At 69.9% G+C, this 22327-nt stretch carries 8 protein-coding genes (1 of these 8 running past the window's edge); 6 read left to right on the forward strand and 2 right to left on the reverse strand.

All coding sequences use genetic code 11. The features are described 5' to 3' along the window. Positions 1 to 15701 carry the 5' portion of a non-ribosomal peptide synthetase gene (locus tag BST17_RS18925; protein ID WP_083060446.1) on the reverse strand. Its footprint begins 15196 nt before the window's first position, so the window shows 15701 of its 30897 coding nt (coding positions 1-15701); it begins with the start codon at positions 15699 to 15701; its stop codon lies beyond the left edge, outside the window. A gap of 38 nt (positions 15702 to 15739) precedes the next feature. Then, positions 15740 to 15955, reverse strand: a complete 216-nt coding sequence (locus BST17_RS18930; RefSeq protein ID WP_083060447.1) for an MbtH family protein — start codon at positions 15953 to 15955, stop codon at positions 15740 to 15742. Between the two features lie 549 nt (positions 15956 to 16504). Here BST17_RS18930 and BST17_RS18935 point away from each other — a divergent pair. The 6 genes from BST17_RS18935 (at position 16505) to BST17_RS18960 (ending at position 22323) form a co-directional block, all read left to right on the forward strand. Further along, positions 16505 to 16948, forward strand: coding sequence for a DUF3887 domain-containing protein (locus BST17_RS18935; RefSeq protein ID WP_165762305.1), 444 nt, complete (start codon positions 16505 to 16507; stop codon positions 16946 to 16948). A 163-nt stretch (positions 16949 to 17111) separates the two neighbouring features. Next, positions 17112 to 18215, forward strand: coding sequence for a homogentisate 1,2-dioxygenase (locus BST17_RS18940; protein ID WP_083060449.1), 1104 nt, complete (start codon positions 17112 to 17114; stop codon positions 18213 to 18215). Between the two features lie 63 nt (positions 18216 to 18278). Continuing rightward, the gene (locus BST17_RS18945; protein WP_083060450.1) at positions 18279 to 19469 is read left to right on the forward strand and encodes an alpha/beta hydrolase family protein; all 1191 of its coding nucleotides are present in this window, start codon (positions 18279 to 18281) and stop codon (positions 19467 to 19469) included. A 109-nt stretch (positions 19470 to 19578) separates the two neighbouring features. After that, entirely contained in the window at positions 19579 to 20790 is a 1212-nt protein-coding gene (locus BST17_RS18950; RefSeq protein ID WP_083060451.1) for a CaiB/BaiF CoA transferase family protein, read from the forward strand. Between the two features lie 2 nt (positions 20791 to 20792). Next, the gene (locus BST17_RS18955; RefSeq protein WP_083060452.1) at positions 20793 to 21695 is read left to right on the forward strand and encodes a hydroxymethylglutaryl-CoA lyase; all 903 of its coding nucleotides are present in this window, start codon (positions 20793 to 20795) and stop codon (positions 21693 to 21695) included. Position 21696: 1 nt separating this feature from the next. Beyond that, positions 21697 to 22323 carry a TetR/AcrR family transcriptional regulator gene (locus BST17_RS18960; RefSeq protein WP_083060453.1) on the forward strand — a complete coding sequence of 209 codons (627 nt, stop codon included), beginning with the start codon at positions 21697 to 21699 and terminating at the stop codon, positions 22321 to 22323. Positions 22324 to 22327 lie beyond the last annotated feature (4 nt).

Consider the following 22327-nt stretch of genomic DNA (forward strand, 5'->3'; position numbering starts at 1 on the left):
CGCTCGGGCAGCCCGGCCAGCGTGCGCTGCCAGTAGGCCAGCTGCCCGGCGATGGGACTGTCCGGGGTGTCCAGTTCGCCGAACTGCCGGTGCTGCCACAGCGTGTAGTCCACGTACTGCACGGGTAGCGGCGCCCAGTCCGGTGCCTGCCCGGCGCACCGGCAGGCATAGGCCACGCTGAGATCGCGGGCCAGCGGGGTCATCGACCACCCGTCGGCGGCGATGTGGTGCACCGCGGCGACCAGGATGTGTTCGTCGCGGACCCGGCGGAACAGGTGTACCCGCAGCGGGATCTCGGCGGACAGGTCGAAGGCGTACCGGGTCGCGGCGTGGGTGGCCAGGTCCAGCTGTTCGTCGGTCCAGCCGTCGGCATCGGTGAATTGCCATCCACATGAGGCGTTCTCGGCGGGCAGCACGACCTGTTGCGGGACACCGTCCGGCGCGATCAGCAGGGTGCGCAGGCTCTCGTGCCGGGCGACGACATCGTCGAGCGCGGCGCGCAGCGCGGCGGTGTCCAGGTCGCCGCGCAGCCGCAGCGTGGTGGCCATGTTGTAGACCGCCGACGGGCCCTGCAGTTGTTCCAGGAACCACAGTCGGTTCTGTGCGAAGGACAGCGGGATGACGTCCGGTCGCTCACCGGCCGCCAGTGGTTCCAGCGGGCTGCTGCCGTCGGCGATCCGCGGTGCCAGTTCGGCGATGGTCGGCGCCTCGAAGATGGTGCGCACCGCCAGGTTGGTGTGCAGGCTGGTGTTCACCGCCGCGATCAGGCGCATGGCGGTGATGCTGTCCCCGCCCAGGTCGAAGAACGAATCGTCGACGCCGACAGCAGTTTCCAGTCCCAGCACGGCGGTGTAGACACCGGCCAGGATCTCCTCGACCGCGCCCGTCGGCGCCCGGTACACCCCGGCAACGTAGTCGGGCGCGGGTAGCGCGCGGGTGTCCAGTTTGCCGTTGGCGGTCAGTGGCAGGGCGTCGAGCACCACGATGGCGGCCGGCACCATATAGGCGGGTAGCCGCGAAGTCAGCGCCGCACGCACCTCACCCGGCCGGGCCGATCCGGTGACGTACCCGACCAGACGTGTATCACCGGGGCGGTCCTCGCGGGCGATGACGGCGGCCTGATCGACCCCGGGCGCCGTCGCCAGCGCGGTCTGCACGTCACCGAGTTCGATGCGGTAGCCGCGGATCTTGACCTGCTCGTCGGCGCGGCCCAGGTAGTCCAGCTGCCCGTCGGCGCGCCAGCGCACCAGATCGCCGGTGCGGTACATCCGCTGTCCCGCCGGCCCGAACGGGCATGCCACGAACCGGGATCCGGTCAGCCCGGTCCGGCCGAGGTACCCGGTGCCCACACCCGGTCCGGCGACGTACAACTCGCCGATCACCCCGGCGGGCACCGGCCGCAGCCAGGGGTCGAGCACGAACAGCGCGGCGTGTGGCACCGGCACACCGATCGGGATGATGCCCGGCGCGGCCGGCAGCGGGGCGCTGATGGTGACGCACATGGTCGTCTCGGTGGGTCCGTAGGCGTTCAGCATGACCCGGCCGTCGGCGGCCCAGCGCGCCACGACCTCCGGTGCGCACGCCTCGCCGACCGCCACCAGCACCGCGGACTCCAGACCGTCGGACGGCAGCACCGCTGCGGCCGAGGGGGTCTGGGTCAGCACGGTGACCCCGCCGGCGACCAACAGGCTGTGTAATTCGGCGACATCGGCGGTGGCCGCCGGCGGGACCACGACGACCCGACCGCCGCGCAGCAACGCCCCGAAGATCTCCCACACCGACACGTCGAAGGCCAGGGTGTGGGCATGGCTCCAGACACCGCCGGCGGGCAGTCCGGCGTCCAGGGTCGCCAGCAGCTGCGTCACGTTGGCATGGGTCAGTCCGACGCCCTTGGGCACCCCGGTGGTGCCCGAGGTGTAGATGACATAGGCCAGGTCATCCGGCGCGGGTGCGGGCAGCGCGGTGAGGTCCCCGGTGTCGGGCACATCGTGGATGTCGATGACGGGACGACCCGCCGCCAGGTGCGCGGTGTCACCGTCTGCGATGGCGGCGACCGGTCGGGCATCGTTCATGACGAAGTCGATGCGCTCGGCCGGCCAGCCGGTATCGATCGGCAGGTAGGCGGCGCCGGTCTTCAGGATCGCCAGGATGGCGATGATGGCCTCGGCCGAGCGCGGCAGCAGCAGCGCGACCGTGGCGCCCGGGGCCGCGCCGTGGCGCGTCAGCAGGTGCGCCAGCCGGGTCGATGCCTCGTCGAGTGCGGCGTAGGTCAGTGACCGCTGACCGCTGATGGCCACCGCATCCGGGATGCGCGCGACCTGCTCGGCGAACAGTTCGGGCATCGAGATCGGTTGCGGTGCACCGGTGAGCGCGCCGGCGTTGCCCAGGGTGTGCAGCCGGGTGCGTTCGGTGGGGTCCAGCAGGTCCAGCGAGGCCAGCGCGCGTGCCGGGTCGGTCGTCATCGCGGTCAGCATCCGCTGCAGTCGGTCGACCAGGTGCGCCACCGTCGAGGCGTCGAACACGTCGGTGCGGAACTCGACGATGCCGCCGATGCCGGCGGGCGCGCCGGTCGTGGTCCAGCGTTCGGCCAGCGAGAACGCCAGATCCATGCGCGCGGCATGGGTGTCGACAGGCAGCGGGGTGATCTCCAGCTCGCCGAGGACCAGCCCGGCGGCGGTGTCGTCGTGCTGCCAGGGCAGGTTCTGCCAGCCCAGCATCACCTGCACCAGCGGGTGGTGGGTCAGGCTGCGCGCCGGGTTGAGCCGCTCGACGAGCACCTCGAATGGGACGTCCTGGTGCTCGAAGGCGGCCAGGCTCGCGGTGCGCACCTGCTCGATGAGGTCGGCGACGGTCGGGGCGCCGGCGAGGTCGACGCGCAGCACCAGGGTGTTGACGAAGAATCCGACCAGGTCGTCGAGCGCGGTGTCGGAGCGCCCGGCAATCGGGAAGCCCACGGCCACATCGGTACTGGAGCTGATCGCCGACAGCAGGGCGAGCAGCGCGGATTGCACCACCATGAAGTTGGTGGCGTTGTGTTCGGTGGCGACGCGGGTGATCTGCTGCTGCAGCTCGGCGGGCCAGTCCACCTCGATGGTGGCGCCGCGGTGATCGGCCGCCGGCGGGTAGGGCCGGTCGGTCGGCAGGTCGAGGTGCTCCGGCAGGCCGGACAGGGCGGCCTCCCAGTAGGCCAGCTGCCGGGCGATCGGGCTCTCCGGCTCGTCGATGTCACCGAGGTGGGCGCGCTGCCACAGGGTGTAGTCGACGTACTGCACCGGCAGCCGTGCCCAATCAGGTTGCCGTCCTGCGCTTCTCGCGGCATAGGCGGCCCCGAGGTCGGTGACCAGCGGTCGCAGCGACCAGCCGTCGGCGGCGATGTGGTGCACGACGCCCACCAGCAGATGCTCGTCGTCGGCGACCCGCAACAGTGTTGCGCGCAGCGGGATCTCGGCCGACAGGTCGAACGCGTGTTGGGCGGCATCGCCGATGCCGGTGTTCAGCTGATCGGGGGTCCAGCCGGTGGCATCGACGGTGTCCCAGTCCACGACGATCTCCCGGGCGGGCAGCACCACCTGCTGCGGCACGCCATCGGTGGCGGTGAAGACGGTGCGTAGGCTTTCGTGCCGGCGGACCACATCGGTCATGGCCGCCCGCAGCGCGGCGGGGTCGAGGGTGCCGCGCAGCCGCAGCGCCACCGCGATGTTGTACACCGGCGACGGTCCCTGCAGCTGGTCGACGATCCACAACCGGTTCTGCGCGAAGGACAGCGGAATCTGTGCGGGCCGCTCGACGGGCACCAGCGGTTGGCGCTGTACGGCGCCGCGGTCGATGCGCTGGGCGAGTTGCGCGACGGTCGGCGCCTCGAAGACGGTGCGCACCGGCAGGTCGGCCGCCAACGCGGTGTTCACCGCGGTGATCAGGCGCATCGTGGACAGGGAGTCCCCGCCCAGGTCGAAGAACGAGTCGTCCACGCCGACCCGCTCCAGACCGAGGATGTCGGCGAAGATCTCGGCCAGGGTCTGCTCGACGGCGCCGGCCGGCGCCCGGTAGCGGGTGCTGTCCTGAAAGTCCGGGGCGGGCAGTGCGCGGATGTCCAGTTTCCCGTTGACCGTCACCGGCATCTCGGGCACCGCCAGCACGGTGGACGGGACCATGTAGCCGGGCAGGGTGTCGGCCAGCGCGGCACGCGCGGCGGCCGGGTCGGCGGTTCCGGTGACGTAGCCGACCAGGCGCTTGTCGCCGGGGGTGTCCTCGCGGGCGATGACCACCGCCTGCTCCACCCCGTCGAGGGCGGCCAGCGCCGAGCGCACCTCGCCGAGTTCGATGCGGTAGCCGCGCACCTTCACCTGGTCGTCGGCGCGACCGAAGTAGTCCAGCTGACCGTCCGGGCGCCACGACACCAGGTCGCCGGTGCGGTACATCCGCGTTCCCGGTTCGCCGAACGGGCAGGCCATGAAACGCGTTGCGGTCAGGGCGGTCCGGCGCAGGTAGCCGACGCCCACGCCACGGCCGGCCAGGTACAGCTCGCCGACCACCCCGGGTGGGACCGGTCGCAGCCATTCGTCGAGTACGAAGAAGGCGGCACCGGCGGTGGGCGACCCGATGGGCGGTGCCCCCGAGCCTTCGGTCAGCGGCAGGCTCTTGCAGGCCCACATCGTCGTCTCGGTGGGTCCGTAGACGTTGACCATGACCCGCCCCGGCGCCCAGCGGTCCACCAGTTCCGGTGGGCACGCCTCGGCGCCGATCACCAGGTCGACGTCCAGGCCGTCGGCGGACAGCACCGCAGCCGCCGACGGTGTCTGAGTCAGCACGGTCACCCGTTCGGTGATCAGCAGGTCGTGGAAGTCCTGCGCCGAGCGGGCGATATCGTCGCCCACCACGACCAGGCGGCCGCCGTGCAGGAGCGCGGCCCAGATCTCCCACACCGAGAAATCGAAGGCGTAGGAGTGGAATTGGGTCCACACCTGGTGTGGCGCCAGGTCGATTCCGATGTCCAGGTCGTCGAACAGCTGCACGACGTTGCCGTGGTTGACGGCCACGCCCTTGGGCACCCCGGTGGTGCCGGAGGTGTAGATTATGTGCGCGAGATCGTCGACGGCCGGGCCCGGTGGTGCGGTGGCCGGCTGCGCGGCGGTATCAACGGGACCGGTGTAGGTGATCACCGGGGCACCGTGGATCCGGTCGGCCAGCGCCGGGGTGGTCAGCGCCGCGACCGGTTCGGCGTCGGCGAGCATGAATTCGATGCGGGCATCGGGGATCGCGGGATCCATCGGCAGATACGCCGCACCGGATTTCAGCACCGCCAGGATCGCCACGATGGCCTCGGCGGATTTGCCGAACAGCAGCGCCACCGACCGGCCGGGGCCGGCGCCGTGCGCGATGAGCAGGTGCGCCAACCGGTTGGCGGCCTCGTCCAGTTGGGCGTAGGTCAGGGCGGTCTGTCCGCAGACGACCGCCACCGCGTCGGGTGTGCGGGCCACCTGGGCGCCGAAGCGTTGCGGCACCGTGGCCGCGGTGTACGGCTGGTGCAGCACGGTCCGGTTGCCCCAGTGGTCCAGCCTGGCGCGCTCGACATCGTCGAGCAGATCCATCGAGGACAGCCGGCGCTGCGGATCATCGGTGAGCGCGACCAGCATTCGCTCCAGCCGCGCGACCAGCGCCTGCACCCCGGCTGCGTCGAAGATGTCGGTGCGGTACTCGACGGTGACATCGAGTCCGTCGGGGTCACCGTCGCCTGTCCACCGCTCCCCCAGCGAGAACGCCAGATCCATCCGGGCGGTCTCGGTGTCGACCGCGATCGGGCTGACCTGCAGGTCGCCCAGCGCCAGGCCGGCGGCGTCCCCGGGTTGCCAGGCGAAGTTCTGCCAGCCCAGCAGCACCTGCACCAGCGGGTGTCGGGTCAGGCTGCGGGTCGGGTTGAGCCGCTCGACGAGCACCTCGAACGGCACGTCCTGATGTTCGTAGGCGGCCAGGCTGCGGCCGCGCACCTGGCCGAGCAGCTCGGCGAAAGTCGGGTCCGCGCCGGGGAATTCGTCGAGCTGGACGCGCAGCACCAGGGTGTTGACGAAGAAGCCGACCAGATCATCCAGTGCGCTGTCGCGCCGCCCGGCAATCGGGAAGCCCACCGCGACATCGGTCGACGCACTGATCTGGGCGAGCAGCGCGGCGAATGCCGCCTGGATCACCATGAAGGTGGTGGCGTTGTACTCGCGGGCCACCCGCCGAACCTGCTGCTGCAGGTCGGTCGGCCACTGCACCACGACCCGGGCGCCGTGGTGGTCGGCGACCGCCGGATGCGGGCGGTCGGTCGGGATCTGCAGCTGCTCGGGCATCCCCGCCAGCGCGGTCTCCCAGTAGGCCAGCTGCGCGGCGATCGGACTGTCCGCGTCGTCGAGCTCACCGAGCTGGGTGCGCTGCCACAGCGTGTAGTCGACGTATTGCACGGGCAGCGGCGCCCAGCCCGGCGCCTGCCCCACACACCGGCCGGCATAGGCCAGACCGAGATCGCGGACCAGCGGGGTCACCGACCAGCCGTCGGCGGCGATGTGGTGCACGACGGCCACCAGGATGTGTTCGCGTTCGGCCACCCGGAACAGGGTGGCGTGGAACGGTATATCGGCGGACAGGTCGAAGGTGTGCCGCGCCGCCGCGCCGACCTGCTCGTCGATGCGCTCTTCCGGCCATCCGGCGGCATCGACGCTCTCCCAACCGATATCGGCATCCTCGGCGGCGATGACGACCTGTTGCGGGGTGCCCCCGGGCGCGATGAAGCGGGTCCGCAGCGATTCGTGGCGGGCGACCACATCGTTGATCGCCAGCCGCAGCGCATCGGCGTCCAGGTGTCCGCGCAGCCGCAGCGCGACTGCCAGGTTGTAGATCGGGGACGGGCCCTGCAGCTGGTCGAAGAACCACAACCGGTTCTGCGCAAAGGACAGCGGGATGACCTCGGGACGCGCACCGGCGACCAGCGGCGCGAGTCGGGCGGCATCCCCGCCGACCCGCGGGGCCAACTCGGCGACGGTCGGTGCCTCGAAGATGGTGCGCACCGACAGGTCGGCGTCCAGGCTGGTGTTGATGGCACCGATCAGTCGCATCGCCGACAGCGAGTCCCCGCCGTGGTCGAAGAAGGAGTCGTCGACGCCGACCCGCTGCAGTCCCAGCACGTGGGCGAAGATGTCGGTCAGGATCTCCTCGACGACACCCGAGGGTGCCCGGTAGCCGTCGGCCTCACCGAATTCCGGCGCGGGCAGCGCACGGCGGTCGAGCTTGCCCGAGGAGGTCAGCGGCATCTCGTCGAGCACCACGATGTGCGGCGGCACCATGTAGTCGGGCAGCCAGGTGCTCAACCGCTGCCGGACCGCGCTGACCTTGGTGGCGCTGTGCGGTTCGTTGGCGTGCGCGGCGTGCGGCGCGGGCAGGTACAGGTCGGTCAGTGCCTGCCGGTCGGCGGTTCGCAGGAACACCGCGTCCACCGTGCCCGGTTCGCGACCCCAGGTGACGGCCACCCGGTGGCCGAACTCCTCCCCGAACGTGTAGAGCTCGTGCGGTGTGAGCGAGAGGGTTTCGGCGTCGGCCGGTGCCCCGGACGTCAGGGACTGCTCGAGCCGTACATCTGCGAGCACCCCGGCGCGCGGGATGCCGGTGACGCGAACCGCGTCCGTGGCGGTGAGCTCGGCGCGCAGGCCGGCCACATCGGCGACGTCCGCCCACGCCCGGACGGGGACGTCGGCCGCCGAGCGCACCGCGACGGGGCCCTTGTGGATGACGACGTCATAGCGGTAGCGGCTGAGTTCGTTGTCCGACGCTTCGCGTTTGACCTGGATGTCGACCCCGGCGGCCGCCTCGTGACGCTCGACCAGAGAGGTGAAGAACTCCGGTGCCAGCAGCAGTTCGGGTTCGCCGAGCACGGCGTGCTGGACGCGTTGGCGGATGACGGCGGCGTCGAGCTGCGCCCCGGCGTGCCGCGCCATCGCGATACCGGTCTGGAACGCGTTCTGCAGGCTGTGGTTTCGGACGTCGCCGATGAACAGCGTCCCGCCGGGAACCAGCAGGTCCAGCGCGTTGTCGATGACCTCCGCCAGATACGCCGCGTTGGGGAAGTACTGCACCACCGAGTTGATGACGATGGTGTCGAAGTGCGCGTGCGGCAGCCCATCGGTGACATGGGCGGGACGGGCCATCAGCTCGACGCGGTCCCGCCATCCGATGTCGTTGTGCTGCAACGCCCGGGCGATGGAGTCGACGACGACCCCGGAGATGTCGGTGCCGACGTACTGTTCGCAGCTGCCGGCGACCTGGGACAGCAGCAGGCCGGAGCCGACGCCGATTTCCAGTACCCGGCGGGGTTGCAGTGCGAGGATCCGTTCGACGGTGCCTGCCCGCCACTGGCGCATCTGGTCCAGCGGGATGGCCTCGCCGGTGTAGCTGCTGTTCCAGCCGCGGAAGTCGTCACCGAACCCGGGCGCCTCGATATCGGCGCCGTACAGCTCGTCGTAGATGCTCTGCCACTCCCCGACGATCTCGCTGTCGTGGCCGTCGTCGCGGCCGGCATCGGTGGCGTGTTCGAAGGTGATGTAGGCGACCAGTTGCGAACCGGCGGTGCCGTGGTGGACGGCGGCGGCAGCCTGGCCGACCTGTGGGCAGGCAAGCAGCGCGCTCTCGATCTCGCCCAGTTCGATACGTTGCCCGCGCAGCTTGATCTGGGTGTCCACCCGGCCCAGATAGTCCAGGGTGCCGTCGTCGTTCCACCGGGCGAGATCGCCGGTGCGGTACATCCGCTCACCGGGGCCGCCGTGCGGGTCGGCGACGAACCGGTCCGCGGTCAGCCGGGCCCGGCCGATATAACCGTGCGCCAGCGCCGATCCGGCCAGATACAGTTCGCCGACCACGCCGGCCGACACCGGTCGCAGGCCGGCGTCGAGCACCAGGGTGCGGGTACCGGCGATCGGGGATCCGATGGAGACCGGGCGCTCGGGTGCCAGCGGGGTGCCGGCCGCCCAGATGGTCGACTCGCTCGGGCCGTAGGCGTTGAACATCCGCCGCCCGGGAGCCCAGGCCGCCACCAGCTCGTCCGGGCAGGCCTCCCCGCCGGTCACCAGGGTGTCCAGGCAGTCCAGGCGGGACCGGTCCAGCGATGCCGCGACCGTCGGGGTGAGCAGGGTGGCGCTGACCCGATGGCGCTGCATCAACGCGGTCAGCGTATCGCCGGCATAGACGTCCTTGGGCGCGACGACCAGCGCCGCACCCGATCCGGTGGCCATCAGGATCTCGAACAGCGACGCGTCGAAGGTCGGTGCGGCGACCATCAGCACCCGCGACTGCGGGCCGAGTCCGTACATGGTGCGTTGCGCCGCTGCGGCTCCCAGCAGCCCGGCGTGCCCGACGGCCACGCCCTTGGGCTCACCGGTGGAGCCCGAGGTGAAGATGACGTAGGCGGTGTCGTCGATGCCGAGCGCGGCCGGGCGGTCTGCATCGGTGAGCGCGTCACCGGTCACACCGGACAGGTCGACGGTGTCGATGCGCAGCACCGGGCGTGTCCCGGCGCCGGCGACGGTGTCGGCGCCGGTCGTCAGCACGGTGACCGCGCGCACCGAATTCAGCACGGTGGCAATGCGTTCCACCGGATGGGTGCGGTCCACCGGCACATAGGTGCCACCGGCCTTGAGTACCGCCCACCAGGCGGCCACCAGTTCGGCGCTGCGGTCCAGGGTTACGCCGACGGCGCATCCGGGTCCGACTCCGGCGTCGATGAGTTTGCGCGCCAGGCGGTTCGACCAGGTGTCGAGGTCGCGGTAGGTCAGCTCGCGGTCACCGTCGATGATGGCGGGGGCATCGGGGTCGGCGGTCACGGCGGCGGTCAGCAGGTCTTGCGCCAGGCCGACGGGCGCCCGTACCCCGGCACCGGACCACTGGGCCAGCCGGCGCTGCTCCTCGTCGCCGAGGATGTCGATGGACAGCAGCCGCTGGGTGGGGTCGGCCGTCATCGCCTGCAGCAGCCTTGCCAGCCGGGCGATCAGCGCGTCGATGGCGCCCGCGGTGAAGACATCGGTGTCGTATTCGACGTGCAGGTTGAGCTGGTCACCCGGCAGGGCCTCGACCGTCAGCGGGTAGTGGTTGAACTCGCGGTTGCTGAACTCGGCGATCGCCAGATCGTCGACGCCCAGCGCCGCACCGGTGTCCACCGGGTAGTTCTCGTAGACGAACAGGGTGTCGAACAGTTGCTCGTGGCCGGCGGCGCGGTGGATGTCGGCCAGCGCGAGGTGCTGGTGGGCCAGCGTGTCGTTGTGCGCGGTGTGCAACTGTTCCAGCAGTTCGGCGGCGGTGGTGGTCGCGGTGATGTTCGCCCGCACCGGCACGGTGTTGATGAGCAGGCCGATCATCGATTCGGCGTCGGCCATGTCGATCTGACCCAATCGGGACCGGGCCGTGCCGAAGGCGACGTCGGTGTGGCCGGTCATCGAGGTGAGCAGCACCGCCCAGGCGCCCTGCAGCGCCGTGCTGACGGTGGTGCGGCACGCACGGGCGAGTTCGCCGAGCGCGGTGGTGGTCTGCGCCGGTATCTCGAAGGCGGCGAAACCGCGTCCGCCCCGGCCCAGTCGGTCTTGGCGCCGGTGCGGTGCGGCCACCAGCGTCGGGGTGTCGAACCCGGCGAGCGCGCCGCGCCACGCATCGCGCGCGGCGTCCAGATCGCGGTCGGCCAGCCAGGTGAGGAAGGTCCGGTACGACGCGGCCGCGGGTAGCCGGGTGCCGGCGTAACTGGCGAAGATCTCGCGCAGCAGGATGGGCATGGACCAGCCGTCCAGCAGGATGTGGTGGTTGGTCAGCACGAACCGGTGCCGGTCGGCGCCGACCCGGATCAGCATGGCGCGGAACGCCGCCTGGTTCGCCAGGTCGCCGACGGCCACCCGTTCGTCGGCGCACAGCCGGGCGATCGCGTCCTCGTCGGGTTCACCGCTGAAATCCAGGTACTTCCAGGCGATTTCGGGATCTCGCAGCAGGATCTGCACCGGTTCGTCGTAGTCGGAAATGAACTGGGCCGCCAGGTGCGGGTGGCGGGCCACCACGGCCTGTACGGCCCGGTGCAGTCGCTCCGGGTCCAGCGTGCCGGTCAGGGTGAAGTCCAGTTGCACCGAATACATGTCGGCGGACATGTCGGCGTGCGCGCCGCCGGTGTGGAAGAGCAGACCCTGTTGCAGCGGAGTGAGCGGCAGGATGTCGGCGATGCGATGCCTGGCGGTCAGCTCGTCGATCTGCGACTGGGTCAACCGCGCGGGAGCGATATCCGAGGGCGTCAGCCCGCCCCCGCCGGCGCGCACGTGCGCGCAGATACCGGCCAGCGCCTCGAACCACAGGCGGTTCAGCCGGGCGACCTGGTCCTCGGCGAGCACCGAGGTAGCCCACGTCCAATCCGCCTGCAACCGCGGCCCTTCCGCGGTGTCCACGGTGCCGGCGTTGAGTTCGACGGTGTGCGGCAGCGGCATCGGCAGCGCCGAGGCGGTCGCGGTCAGCGACAGTCCGTCCGGACCGACCCGCCAGGTGTCCTCGTCACCGTGCGTGGCGGTGGCGGCCAGCCGGCCGAGGTAGTTGAACCCGATCGCCGGGTCGGCGCCGTCGAGTTCGACATCGTCGTTGAGGTAGCGCAGCAGGCCGTAGGTCAGCGGGTGCGGCAGCGCCCGCAGCTGCTCCTTGGCGCGCTTGATCACCGCGCCCAGCGCCGCGCCGCCGGCCGACACCTGCGACCAGGACGGTACGTCGACCACCAGGCCGACGGGATACTTCGTGGTGAACCAGCCGACGGTGCGGGACAGGTCGACATCGGCGAGTTCCTCGTGCCGGCCGTGGCCCTCCACGTCGACGAGGATGCTCGGCTCGCCGACGAATTCGGCCACCGCGAGCGCGAATCCGATCAGCAGGATGTCCTGCACGCCGGCGTGGAAGGCCGCCGGTGCGGCGCCGAGCAGGGTGCGGGTGTTCTCGGCATCCAGGCTCGCCGAGACCCGGCCCGCCGTGGCGAAGGTGTCGGCCTCCGACGGAGCGGGCAGCGCGGCGGGGCGGACGGCCCGTCGCCAGGTATCGGCGCTGGAGACGACGTCGGGGTGATGGGCGTGCTCGGCGAGCAGTTGCGCCCAGCGCTGGAACGAGGTGCCGGTGGGCCCGAGCTCGACAGGTCGTCCGGCGCGCCGCTGGGCGGAGGCGATACTCAGATCTTCCAGCAGGATTCGCCAGGACACGCCGTCCACGGCGAGGTGGTGGATGATCAGTGCGAGCTCCCCGCGGGCCGGCGCCCACAGCGCGCTGAGCATGTTGCCGGTCGCCGGGTCCAGGCTGTCCCGCGCGGACAGCACTGCGTCGTCGGTCAACTCGTCGACGATGTGGATGCAGTCGCCCGCCCGGACGCTGCCCGCCGCAGGGATGTCGAGGGACCCGTCCTCGCCGACCCGCAGCCGCAGCGCCGGGTGCTGGTCCAGGACCGCCTGCAGCGCCGCCTCGACCTCGGCGCGATCCGCTCCGGCGGGCGGGTGCAGCACCATGGTCTGGTTGAAACCCGCCGCCCACCCGTCGGGACCACCGAGACCGCCGAGCCAGCGCATGATCGGGGTGGCGGTGACGGCGCCGATGCCGTGATCGATGGGGGCATCGGGATCCGCGCCCGCGCCGATGACGCGGGCCAGCTTGGCCACCGTCTCCTCGACGAAGATGTCGCGGGGGCGACACGTCAGGCCGGCGGCCCGGGCCCGTGAGGCGACCTGCATGGACATGATGCTGTCGCCGCCGAGTTCGAAGAAGGAGTCGTCGACGGAGATCGCCGCGGGATCCAGACCCAGCACCTCGGCATAGATTCCGGCGAGCAGTTTCTCGGTCGACGTCTCAGCAGCCCGGTGTTCGGCACCGGCGTACTCGGGCGCGGGCAGGGCCCGGGTGTCGAGCTTGCCGCTGGAGGTCAGCGGGAGCTCGGGCAGCACCACCACCGCGGCGGGGACCATGTAGCCGGGCAACCGCGCGCCGAGCGCGGCGCGGGCCTGTGCCGGGTCCACCGCGCCGGTGACGTACCCGACCAGCCGCACATCCGCGGGCCGGTCCTCCCTGGCGATCACGACCGCGTGCTCGACACCGTCGAGACCGGCCAGCGCCGCGCGTACCTCGCCGATCTCGATGCGGTAGCCGCGGATCTTGACCTGCTCGTCGGCGCGGCCGACGTACCGCAGCTGACCGTCGGCGCCCCAGTAGACCAGGTCACCGGTCCGGTACATGCGCTGCCCATCGGACGCGAACGGGCATGCCACGAAACGAGATCCGGTCAGCCCGGACCGGCCGAGGTAGCCGACACCCACGCCGGCACCGGCGACGTAGAGTTCACCGATCACCCCGGCCGAGACGGGCCGCAGCCAACCGTCGAGAACGAACAGTGCCGACCCCGGCGCCGGCGCCCCGATCGGGGCCGGCCCGGATCCGGCCTGCAGCGGCGCACTGACCGAGACGTAGATGGTGGTCTCGGTCGGCCCGTAGGCGTTGATCATCACCCGGCCCGGCGCCCACCGATCCACCACCGCGGCCGAGCAGGCCTCACCGCCCATCACCAGCGCCGTCGATTCCAGGCCGTCGCGGTCCAACACGGCGATGGCAGAGGGGGTTTCGGTCAGCACAGTGACGCGCTGGGCCACCAGATAGTCGTGGAACTCCTCGGGTGCGCCGACGATCGACTCGGGGATCACCACCAGCCGGCCGCCGCGTAGCAGTGCGGCGAAGATCTCCCAGACCGAGAAGTCGAACGAGTAGGAATGCCAGTGCGACCAGGCCTGCTCCGCGGTGGCGGGCAGCCCACCGTCCTGCGAGGCGATCAGCTGGGTGAGGTTGTGGTGGGTGATCGCCACCCCCTTCGGGGTTCCGGTCGTGCCGGAGGTGTAGATCAGGTAGGCGATATCGGCCGGCGACACCGCGACCGGCACGGCCGCGGCAGGGTGGTCGGCGGGTTCGGTGATGTCGATGACCCGGCCGGCGAAATCGCCCAGCCGGTCGGCGAACTCGGCGTGGGTGACGGCGGCCGACGGGGCGGCGTCGGAAAGCATGAACGCGATGCGGGACGCGGGTAGCGACGGGTCGATCGGCAGGTAGGCCGCACCCGTCTTGAGGATCGCCATGATGGCGACGACGGCGTCGACCGTGCGCGGCAGCAGCATGGCGACCACCTGCCCCGGGCCGGCACCGTCGCCGATCAGGCGCTGCGCCAACCGGTTCGACGCCTCGTCGAGCTGTGCATAGCTCAGTGCGGTGTCGGGTCCGCTGAGCGCGACGGCGTCGGGGGTGGCGCGCACGTGGGCGGCGAACATCGCCGGGATGGACATCGGCGCACCGGCCGCATCGCGCAGTGTCGACCAATTGCCCAGTGCGGCAAGGTCGGCGCCCGGGGCGCCGGGGTCCACGGTGGACAGGGCGCGGACCGGGTTGGCGGTCATCGCGGCCAGCACCCGCTGCAGCCGGCCGGCGATCTCGGTGACCGGCACGGTCGCGAAGGCCGGGTCGCTGCCGAAGGTGCTCAGCAGCAGGTCGTCACCGGCGCCGGTGAACATCAGCCCGGAGCCGCGACCCAGACCGGACATCAGGACGGCCGACGCGGTGGCGCCACCGAACGGCACGGTGAACGCCGACGGGAGGAAGTCGATGACGGGGCGGTCGGCCACCTCGCCAGGTGCGCGCATATCGACTTCGCGTTCCAATGCCTCCACCGGAAAGCGCTGATGCGCAACGGCTTCCCGGATACGCTCGTCGACGTGGGCGCAGAAGTCGGCCACCGACATCCGGGGTGACAGCTGCAGCACCAGGGGAACCACCCCGGCCACCATGCCGGGCAGGGTCTTGGATTCCGCCTCGACGCGGCGGCTGACCGGGAAGTCGAAGACGATCTCGTCCCCGTCGGCGAAGAGTCCGCGCAGCATCAGTGCGCATGCGGCGGTGATGAGGGAGGATCGCGGGATGTTCTGGGTCTGGGTCAGTTTCTCGACCCGGGCCAGGATCTCCGGATCCAGCGGGATCCGTTCCAGCGCGAGGTCCGGCTCGCCGGCGGCGATACCGGCCGCCGCACGTTCGCGACCGTAACCGCTGGGCAGATGCTCGCGCCAGTACGCCTCGTCGGCGGCGTAGGCCGTGGAATCCTCGTAGGCGCGTTCCGATTCCAGCAGGTCGGTCAGGGAACCGAACACGCTCGGGGAGATCGGGGCGCCGGCGACGGCCGCGGAGTAGATGGCCGCGATCCGCTGACACACCAGCACCATGCCGATACCGTCGACGACGATGTGGTGTGCGCAGACGAACAGGTAGTTCTTCGTCGGGCCCGCCCGGAAGAGCGTGAACGTGTACAGCCGGCCGTCCAGCGGCATCGGCGTGCGCTGGATGTCCAGCGCGTGCCGCATGGCCTCCCCGGCGGGGTCGGCCGATTTCCGCAGATCGATGACCGTGAGCTCGGCCGGCGCATCGTCGGCCAGGCGTTGGTACACCCGACCGTCGTCCTCGAAGAAGCTGACACGCAGCGGCTCGGATTCCTCGACGACACGGCGGACCGACCACTTGAGGGCACGCCGGTCCAGGGTCCCGTCGATCTCGACGAACAGCCCGAGCTGCCATTCCGTGTCGGACTGACCCGTTTCCTGCGCCAACCAGATGTCCAGCTGCGCACGGCTGACCGGTGCGGCTACTTCACCAGTTTCCATCCCCACCCTCGGATCGCGAATTCGGCCCACCGGCTCGCTCAGTTGGCGGCCAATCGGTCACGCAGACTCTTGGGTCGGATATCGGTCCACTCGCGTTCGATGTAGTCCAGGCATGCGGCACGGTCGTCCTCGCCGAAGACGACACGCCACCCGGCCGGGACGTCGGCGAATGTCGGCCACAGGCTGTGCTGCTCCTCGTCGTTGACGAGCACCACGAAGCGGCCGTTGTCATCGTCGAACGGGTTGGTGGTCACGCTGCCTCCGAAATAGTTGGCGAATAGGACGATTCATGGCGGTGGCCGCACCGGTGACACGCGCCGGGTGCCGTCGATGTGTTTCCTGAGGACACCGCCGCCACCGGGTTCGGCAGTTCAGTGCGGGTGTCGCCGACATGCGGGGCGTTGCCCGGGCCGGCCGGGACGGAGCAGCCTCCGGGGCTCCCCGAGAGGATGGGCGCAGGTGAACCCACAGACGTCAAAGCGAAAACAACCTTCTCCGCGATAGCGGCACTCGGGTGCAACCGGTGTGGTGCCGAGACCGGATTTCGTTCCCGCACATATCCAATCATCACCTCCCGCCTGGCAACCACCCGGGCGCGAGCATACCCAACCTCACCGCGACATCGAGCCGTGTCAAGACAAAAACCGCAGGCCGTGCAACGCCGATCCGTCGCGAATTGACCTGTGCGAAAATTACTGCGGCGCAGTCAGATGCGCACACATCGGGTCGACGCGTCGTCGACCACCGAAATCGGATCGGCGAAACCGTCGAATGCGCCCCCGCCGCGCCCTATTGTGATGCTCATGCGCCCAGCAAAGACGCTCACCGATCTTCGACGGCGCACCGCAGCAGGGGCGGCCTGCGCGCTGACCGCTGCCGGCCTGGGCATGTCATCGTTGGCCATGCCGCCCACTGCCGCGGCGGAGGTCGCGCCCGACCAGGTCGCGCTGTCGACGCTGGACGAGATCGTGCGCGGCGATTTCCCGGCCGCCGCGGCGGAGTTCAACCCGACCATGAAGATGTTCCTGTCGCCGCCCGCGCTGCAGCAGTCCTGGGACATGTATCAGCAGATGTTCGGGCGCTATGTGTCGCACGGCATGCCGGAGAACATCGCGCGCGGTGACGCCACCGTCGTCAACGTGCCCCTGCAGATGGCGCAGCGTCCCGGGCAGTTCCGGTTGACGGTCCAGCCCGACGGAAGCGTCGCCAGCCTGACCTTCCTGCGTGAGGGCGTCCCGGTCCCGTAGGCCCGGCTCCATCCCCTGTCTCCGCGACCGACCGCGTCGGTACACGACACGCCGATCGAGGCGCACGGTGTGCGGCCACTCGTCACGAACAGGCCTTGCGCGGTACCGAAACAAAAAGTAACGTCACTTTCAGTTTTATGGTTTCCGACTGCCGAGGAGCATCATGGAATCCTTCGTTCACCTGCGCAAAGGTAAGACACCCAAGCGTGTGCACGCCGATCTCGACGGCCTCAAGGACGACGAACTCGGCCGCGGCGGATTCGTCGGTCGCACCGCCAACATGTATCGGCGCAACGACCCGACCGCCTACCGCACCGTCGGCCCGCTACGCCCGACCGACGTGCTGTCCTCGGAACTCAAGCCCGGTGATGCGACCGACGCGCACGGTGGCCCGCTGCTGATGTTCGCCAACGACGACTGCCAGGTGCTGCTGAGCCGGCGCAGTGAGCCGATGCCATTCTTCGTGCGGTACGTCGACGGCGATCTGTTGGTGTTCGTGCACAAGGGCGCCGGCCTGCTGGAGACCGAGTTCGGTCCGCTGCGCTACCGGGAGGGCGACTGGGTCTACATCCCGAAGGCGTGCACCTTCCGGCAGATCCCCGACGAAGAATCGACCTGGCTCATGATCCAGGCCACCGACGACTTCCGGGTTCCGCCGGCAGGCACGCTGGGCCGACATTTCCCGTTCGACCCGGCACAGGTGACCATTCCCGAACCCTCCCCCATCGACGATGACGGCAGGGAAGAGTACGAGGTGCGGCTCATCCACTCACCGGTCGACGGGGTGGGCTCCACTTCCTTGTTCTACCAACACAATCCCCTCGACGTCGAAGGGTGGCGCGGCGACAACTTCCCGTTCACCTTCAACATCGAGGACTACACCGTCATCACCTCCGAGAGCGTGCATCTGCCGCCGACGGTGCATCTGTTCATGCAGGCCACCGGGGTGTACGTGATGAACTTTCTGCCCAAGCCCGCCGAGAGCGTGCCCGGCACCGAGCGCACCCCGTGGTATCACCGCAATGTCGACTACGACGAGATCGCGTTCTTCCACTCCGGTTCGCTCTACGGCATCCCGATGCCGCCGGGGCTGGTTTCGCATGCCCCGCAGGGGGTTCACCACGGTGCACCGGAGAAGGCCCGCGAGCGCGCCCGCCGCAAGTTCGACGACTACGACCGGGTGGACTGGTCGGTGATCGCCATCGACACGCGACGCCGGCTCGTCCCGTCCGCCGAGATCCTCGCCAATGACCTGGGGCAGCACTGATGAGCGCCTGCGCGAAGAACAGCCAGCACTGATGAGCGCCTGCGCGAAGAACAGAGAGCACTGATGACAACGACCGAAGCACCCGTGAAGCACGAGTACGACCGCATCCCGTATCTGGTCGCCTACCAGAACACGGCCGCGGTGCGCGACGTCTACGGCGGTGTCGCCGAACTCGTGGTCCTGGAGAGCTATCTGCTCAAGCCCAAGGCCAAGCCCTCGGACACCGTGCTGGTGTTCATGCATCCCATCGGCGGCGGCGCCTACCTGCCGATGATCAACGCCCTGGCCCGCGCTGGCCACCATGTCATCTACTGCAACAGCCGGTTCCGCGGCACCGACTCCGCGCTGTTGATGGAGAAGGTGGTCGAGGACCTCGGCGAGTGCATCAAGGACGCCAAGAACCGGCTGGGCTACGACAAGGTGGTGCTGGCCGGCTGGAGCGGCGGCGGCTCGCTGTCGGTGTTCTATCAGCAGCAGGCACAGCATCCCACCGTCACCGCCAGCCCGTCCGGCGACGGCCCGGACCTGACCACGCTGGGCCTCATCCCCGCCGATGCCATCCTGTTGCTGGCGGCGCACATCAGCCGGCACGGCACCATGACCGAGTGGATGGACGCCTCCATCTTGGACGAGTCCGACCCCACCGTCCGCGATCCCGAGCTCGATCTGTACAACCCGGACAATCCCAACCAACCGCCGTACACCCAGGAGTTCCTGGACCGCTACCACGCGGCGCAGATCGCGCGGAACCGGCGAATCACGGCCTGGGTCAAGGAGAAATTGGCCGAGCTCAAGGCGGCCGGCCGCCCGGATGACGAGTACGCCTTCGTCGTGCACGGCACCATGGCCGACCCGCGCTGGCTGGACCCGGCGGTGGATCCCAACGAACGCACCCCGGGACAGTGCTATCTGGGCGATCCTCAGGTGGTGAACATGAGCCCGGTGGGTCTGGCCCGGTTCTGCACCCTGCGCAGCTGGCTGTCACAGTGGAGTTATGACGACGCCAACGGCGACGCGGTCAAGGCCGGACCCGATATCGCGGTGCCCACGCTGGTGATCGGCAACCTGGCCGACGATGCCTGCACGCCCAGCCACACCCGCCGGCTCTTCGAGGCGATCGGGCACCCCGACAAGGAGATGCACGAGATCCACGGTGCCAACCACTACTACTCCGGTCCCGATCAGCGCGGCACGCTGCGTGAGGCGGTCGGCATCTGCACCGACTGGCTGCACCGGCACGGGCTCTCGCAGTGATGACGCACCGGCGAGCAGACACAAACGTGCACATTTGGGCAGGATGTGCGGCGAGTTGGCGTTCCCCCGCAACCGGGAGGTGCCCCCAGCTCGCGGAGAGGCCGGGCACATGAGTGCGGCGGTCACGGGACCGCTCGATGGTATCCGGGTGCTGGAGCTGGGCACCCTGATCTCCGGTCCGTTCGCGGCGCGACTGCTCGGCGACATGGGTGCCGAGGTCATCAAGATCGAGTTGCCGAGCACCCCGGACCCGCTGCGCACCTGGGGGCAGGCCGAACTCGACGGGCACCACTTCTTCTGGACGGTGCATGCCCGCAACAAGAAGGCCGTGACCCTGGATCTGCGCACCGCCCGCGGCCGGGAACTATTCCTCGAACTCGTCGACCGCAGCGATGTGATCGTGGAGAACTTCCGCCCCGGCACGCTGGAGAAGTGGGACCTGGGCTACGACGTGCTCAAGGACCGCAACAAGGGCATCATCCTGGTCCGGGTCTCCGGCTACGGGCAGACCGGGCCGGATGCCGGTAAGGCCGGCTACGCCTCGGTGGCCGAAGCCGCCAGCGGCCTGCGCCACATGAACGGCTTCCCGGGCGGACCGCCACCGCGGTTGGCGCTGTCCCTCGGTGACAGCCTGGCCGGGATGTTCGCCGCCCAGGGCGCGCTGGCGGCGCTGTACCGGCGCACCGTCACCGGCGAGGGCCAGATCGTCGACACCGCGCTCACCGAGAGTTGCCTGGCCGTCCAGGAATCCACCATTCCCGACTATGACGTCGGCGGCGTGGTCCGCGGCCCGTCGGGAACCCGGCTGGAGGGCATCGCGCCGTCGAACATCTACCAGAGCGCCAACGGCAGCTGGGTGGTCATCGCGGCCAACCAGGACACCGTCTTCCGCCGGTTGTGCGCGGCGATGGGCAATCCGGACCTGGCCACCGACGAAAGGTTCGTCGATCACGTTGCGCGCGGGCGCAATCAGGACGAACTGGACAAGATCATCGGCGACTGGGCGGCGCAACGCCGCCCCGAGGACATCATCGCCACACTCTCGGACGCCGGGGTGATCAGCGGCCCGATCAACACCGTCGCCGAGGTCGTCACCGACCCGCAACTGCAAGCCCGCGGCATGATCGCCGACCACTGGGACGAACGGATCCAGCGCAACGTCAAGGGGCCGGGCATCGTGCCGGTGCTCTCCGAATCCCCGGGCACCATCCGCAGTTCCGGGTCCGCGCGGCCCGGTCAGCACAACGACGAGGTCTACACCGGCCTGCTCGGTCACACCGCCGAGGAACTCGAATCCCTGCGTACCGAGGGGGTGCTGTGACGATGGATCTGCCCGGCAAGGTCGACATCCGTGAGGTGTGCCTGCGCGACGGCCTGCAGATCGAGGCGCCGATCCCGTTGGCCGCCAAGATCGAGATCCTGGAGGCCATCGTCGCCACCGGCGTCCGGGAGGTGGAGGCGACCGCCTTCGTGTCCCCGTCCAAGGTGCCCGCGCTGGCCGACGCCGCCGACCTGGCCGCCGAGTTGCACCGGTTCGCCGGAGTCGAGTTCTCCGCACTGGTCGCGAGCGCCAACGGCGCCAAACGCGCCGTCGCCGCCGGGCTGAACTCCATCGAATACGTCGTATCGGCATCGGACGCGCACAGCCGCGCCAACGTGGGACGCGACACTGCGGAGTCGACCGCGGCGATCGCCGATGTCACGCGCATCGCCCACGACCACGGGGCCGCCGTCGAGGTGATCATCGCGACGGCCTGGGATTGTCCGTTCGACGGCCCCACCGACCCGCGCCGCGTCCTCGAGATCGCCACGGCTGCAGTGGAGCTGGGGGTGGACCGGATCGCCATCGCCGACACCATCGGCACCACCACCCCGGTCCGGGTCGGCGCCCTGGTCGAGGCCATCCGGCCGATCGTCGACGGGCTGCCCCTCGGCGCGCACTTCCACAACACCCGCGGGGCCGGATTGGCCAGCGCGTTCGCCGCCGTGCAGGCCGGCATCACCCGGTTGGACGCGTCCATCGGCGGGCTGGGCGGCTGCCCCTTCGCACCGGGTGCCAGCGGCAACATCGCCACCGAGGATCTGGTCTATCTGCTGCGCGACAGTGGTATCGCCACCGATGTCGACCTCGGTGCCGCCATCGCGGCGGCCGGGGTCGCCCAACGGGCCGTCGGCCACGAGCTTCCCAGCGCGCTGCTGCGCGCGGGGGACCGAATCGTGGGCTGAGATGGCGCAACCCTCCGGCGCGCCGGCGCCGCTGACGGCCAAGGGCCGACAGACCCGGGAGGCCATCGCGCTCGCCGCCCGGAAACTGTTCGCCGAGCGCGGTTTCCACGGCACCACCCTGGCCGACATCACCTCGGCGGCCGGCAAATCCGCCGCGGTGTTCTACCGGTACTTCGACGACAAGGAGGATCTGCTGGCCTCGCTGGCCGAGTCCTTCCTGCACGATATCGTCGAACCGTCCGGTACGAAGGTCCCGCTGCCCGACTCCCCGGCCGATACCGACTATTTCCACACCGTGGTCACCGGCTACTGGAATCTGTTCAAACGCAACATCGGCATCATGATCGCCGTCGCCCAGCTTGCCGCCACCCAGCCGCGATTCGCCAAGGTGCAGCACCAGTTCCGCCGGTTCGGGATGGACATGGTGGCCGAATCGGTGCGCCGCGCCCGCGAACAGGGTTACGCCCAGGACCTCGAAGCCGAACACATCGCGGCGGCCATTGCGCTGCTGTTCGAGAACTTCACCGTCGTCGTCGTCGGAAATCCGGGAACGGAATTGCAGATCAGCGACGCCGACGCCATCACCACCTTGTCGACGATCTGGAAGAAAACCCTGTACGGCAACTGAATCG

It is taken from the genome of Mycolicibacterium bacteremicum, assembly GCF_002086115.1.
In the GTDB taxonomy this organism is placed as follows: Bacteria; Actinomycetota; Actinomycetes; order Mycobacteriales; family Mycobacteriaceae; genus Mycobacterium; species Mycobacterium bacteremicum.

What these genes read in the sequence shown, in the direction of transcription:
- BST17_RS18935 (WP_165762305.1), top strand. Translation starts at nt 16,505, where the DNA reads ATGCGCCCAGCAAAGACGCTCACCGATCTTCGACGGCGCACCGCAGCA.
- BST17_RS18960 (WP_083060453.1), top strand. Translation starts at nt 21,697, where the DNA reads ATGGCGCAACCCTCCGGCGCGCCGGCGCCGCTGACGGCCAAGGGCCGA.
- BST17_RS18940 (WP_083060449.1), top strand. Translation starts at nt 17,112, where the DNA reads ATGGAATCCTTCGTTCACCTGCGCAAAGGTAAGACACCCAAGCGTGTG.
- BST17_RS18950 (WP_083060451.1), top strand. Translation starts at nt 19,579, where the DNA reads ATGAGTGCGGCGGTCACGGGACCGCTCGATGGTATCCGGGTGCTGGAG.
- BST17_RS18955 (WP_083060452.1), top strand. Translation starts at nt 20,793, where the DNA reads ATGGATCTGCCCGGCAAGGTCGACATCCGTGAGGTGTGCCTGCGCGAC.
- BST17_RS18945 (WP_083060450.1), top strand. Translation starts at nt 18,279, where the DNA reads ATGACAACGACCGAAGCACCCGTGAAGCACGAGTACGACCGCATCCCG.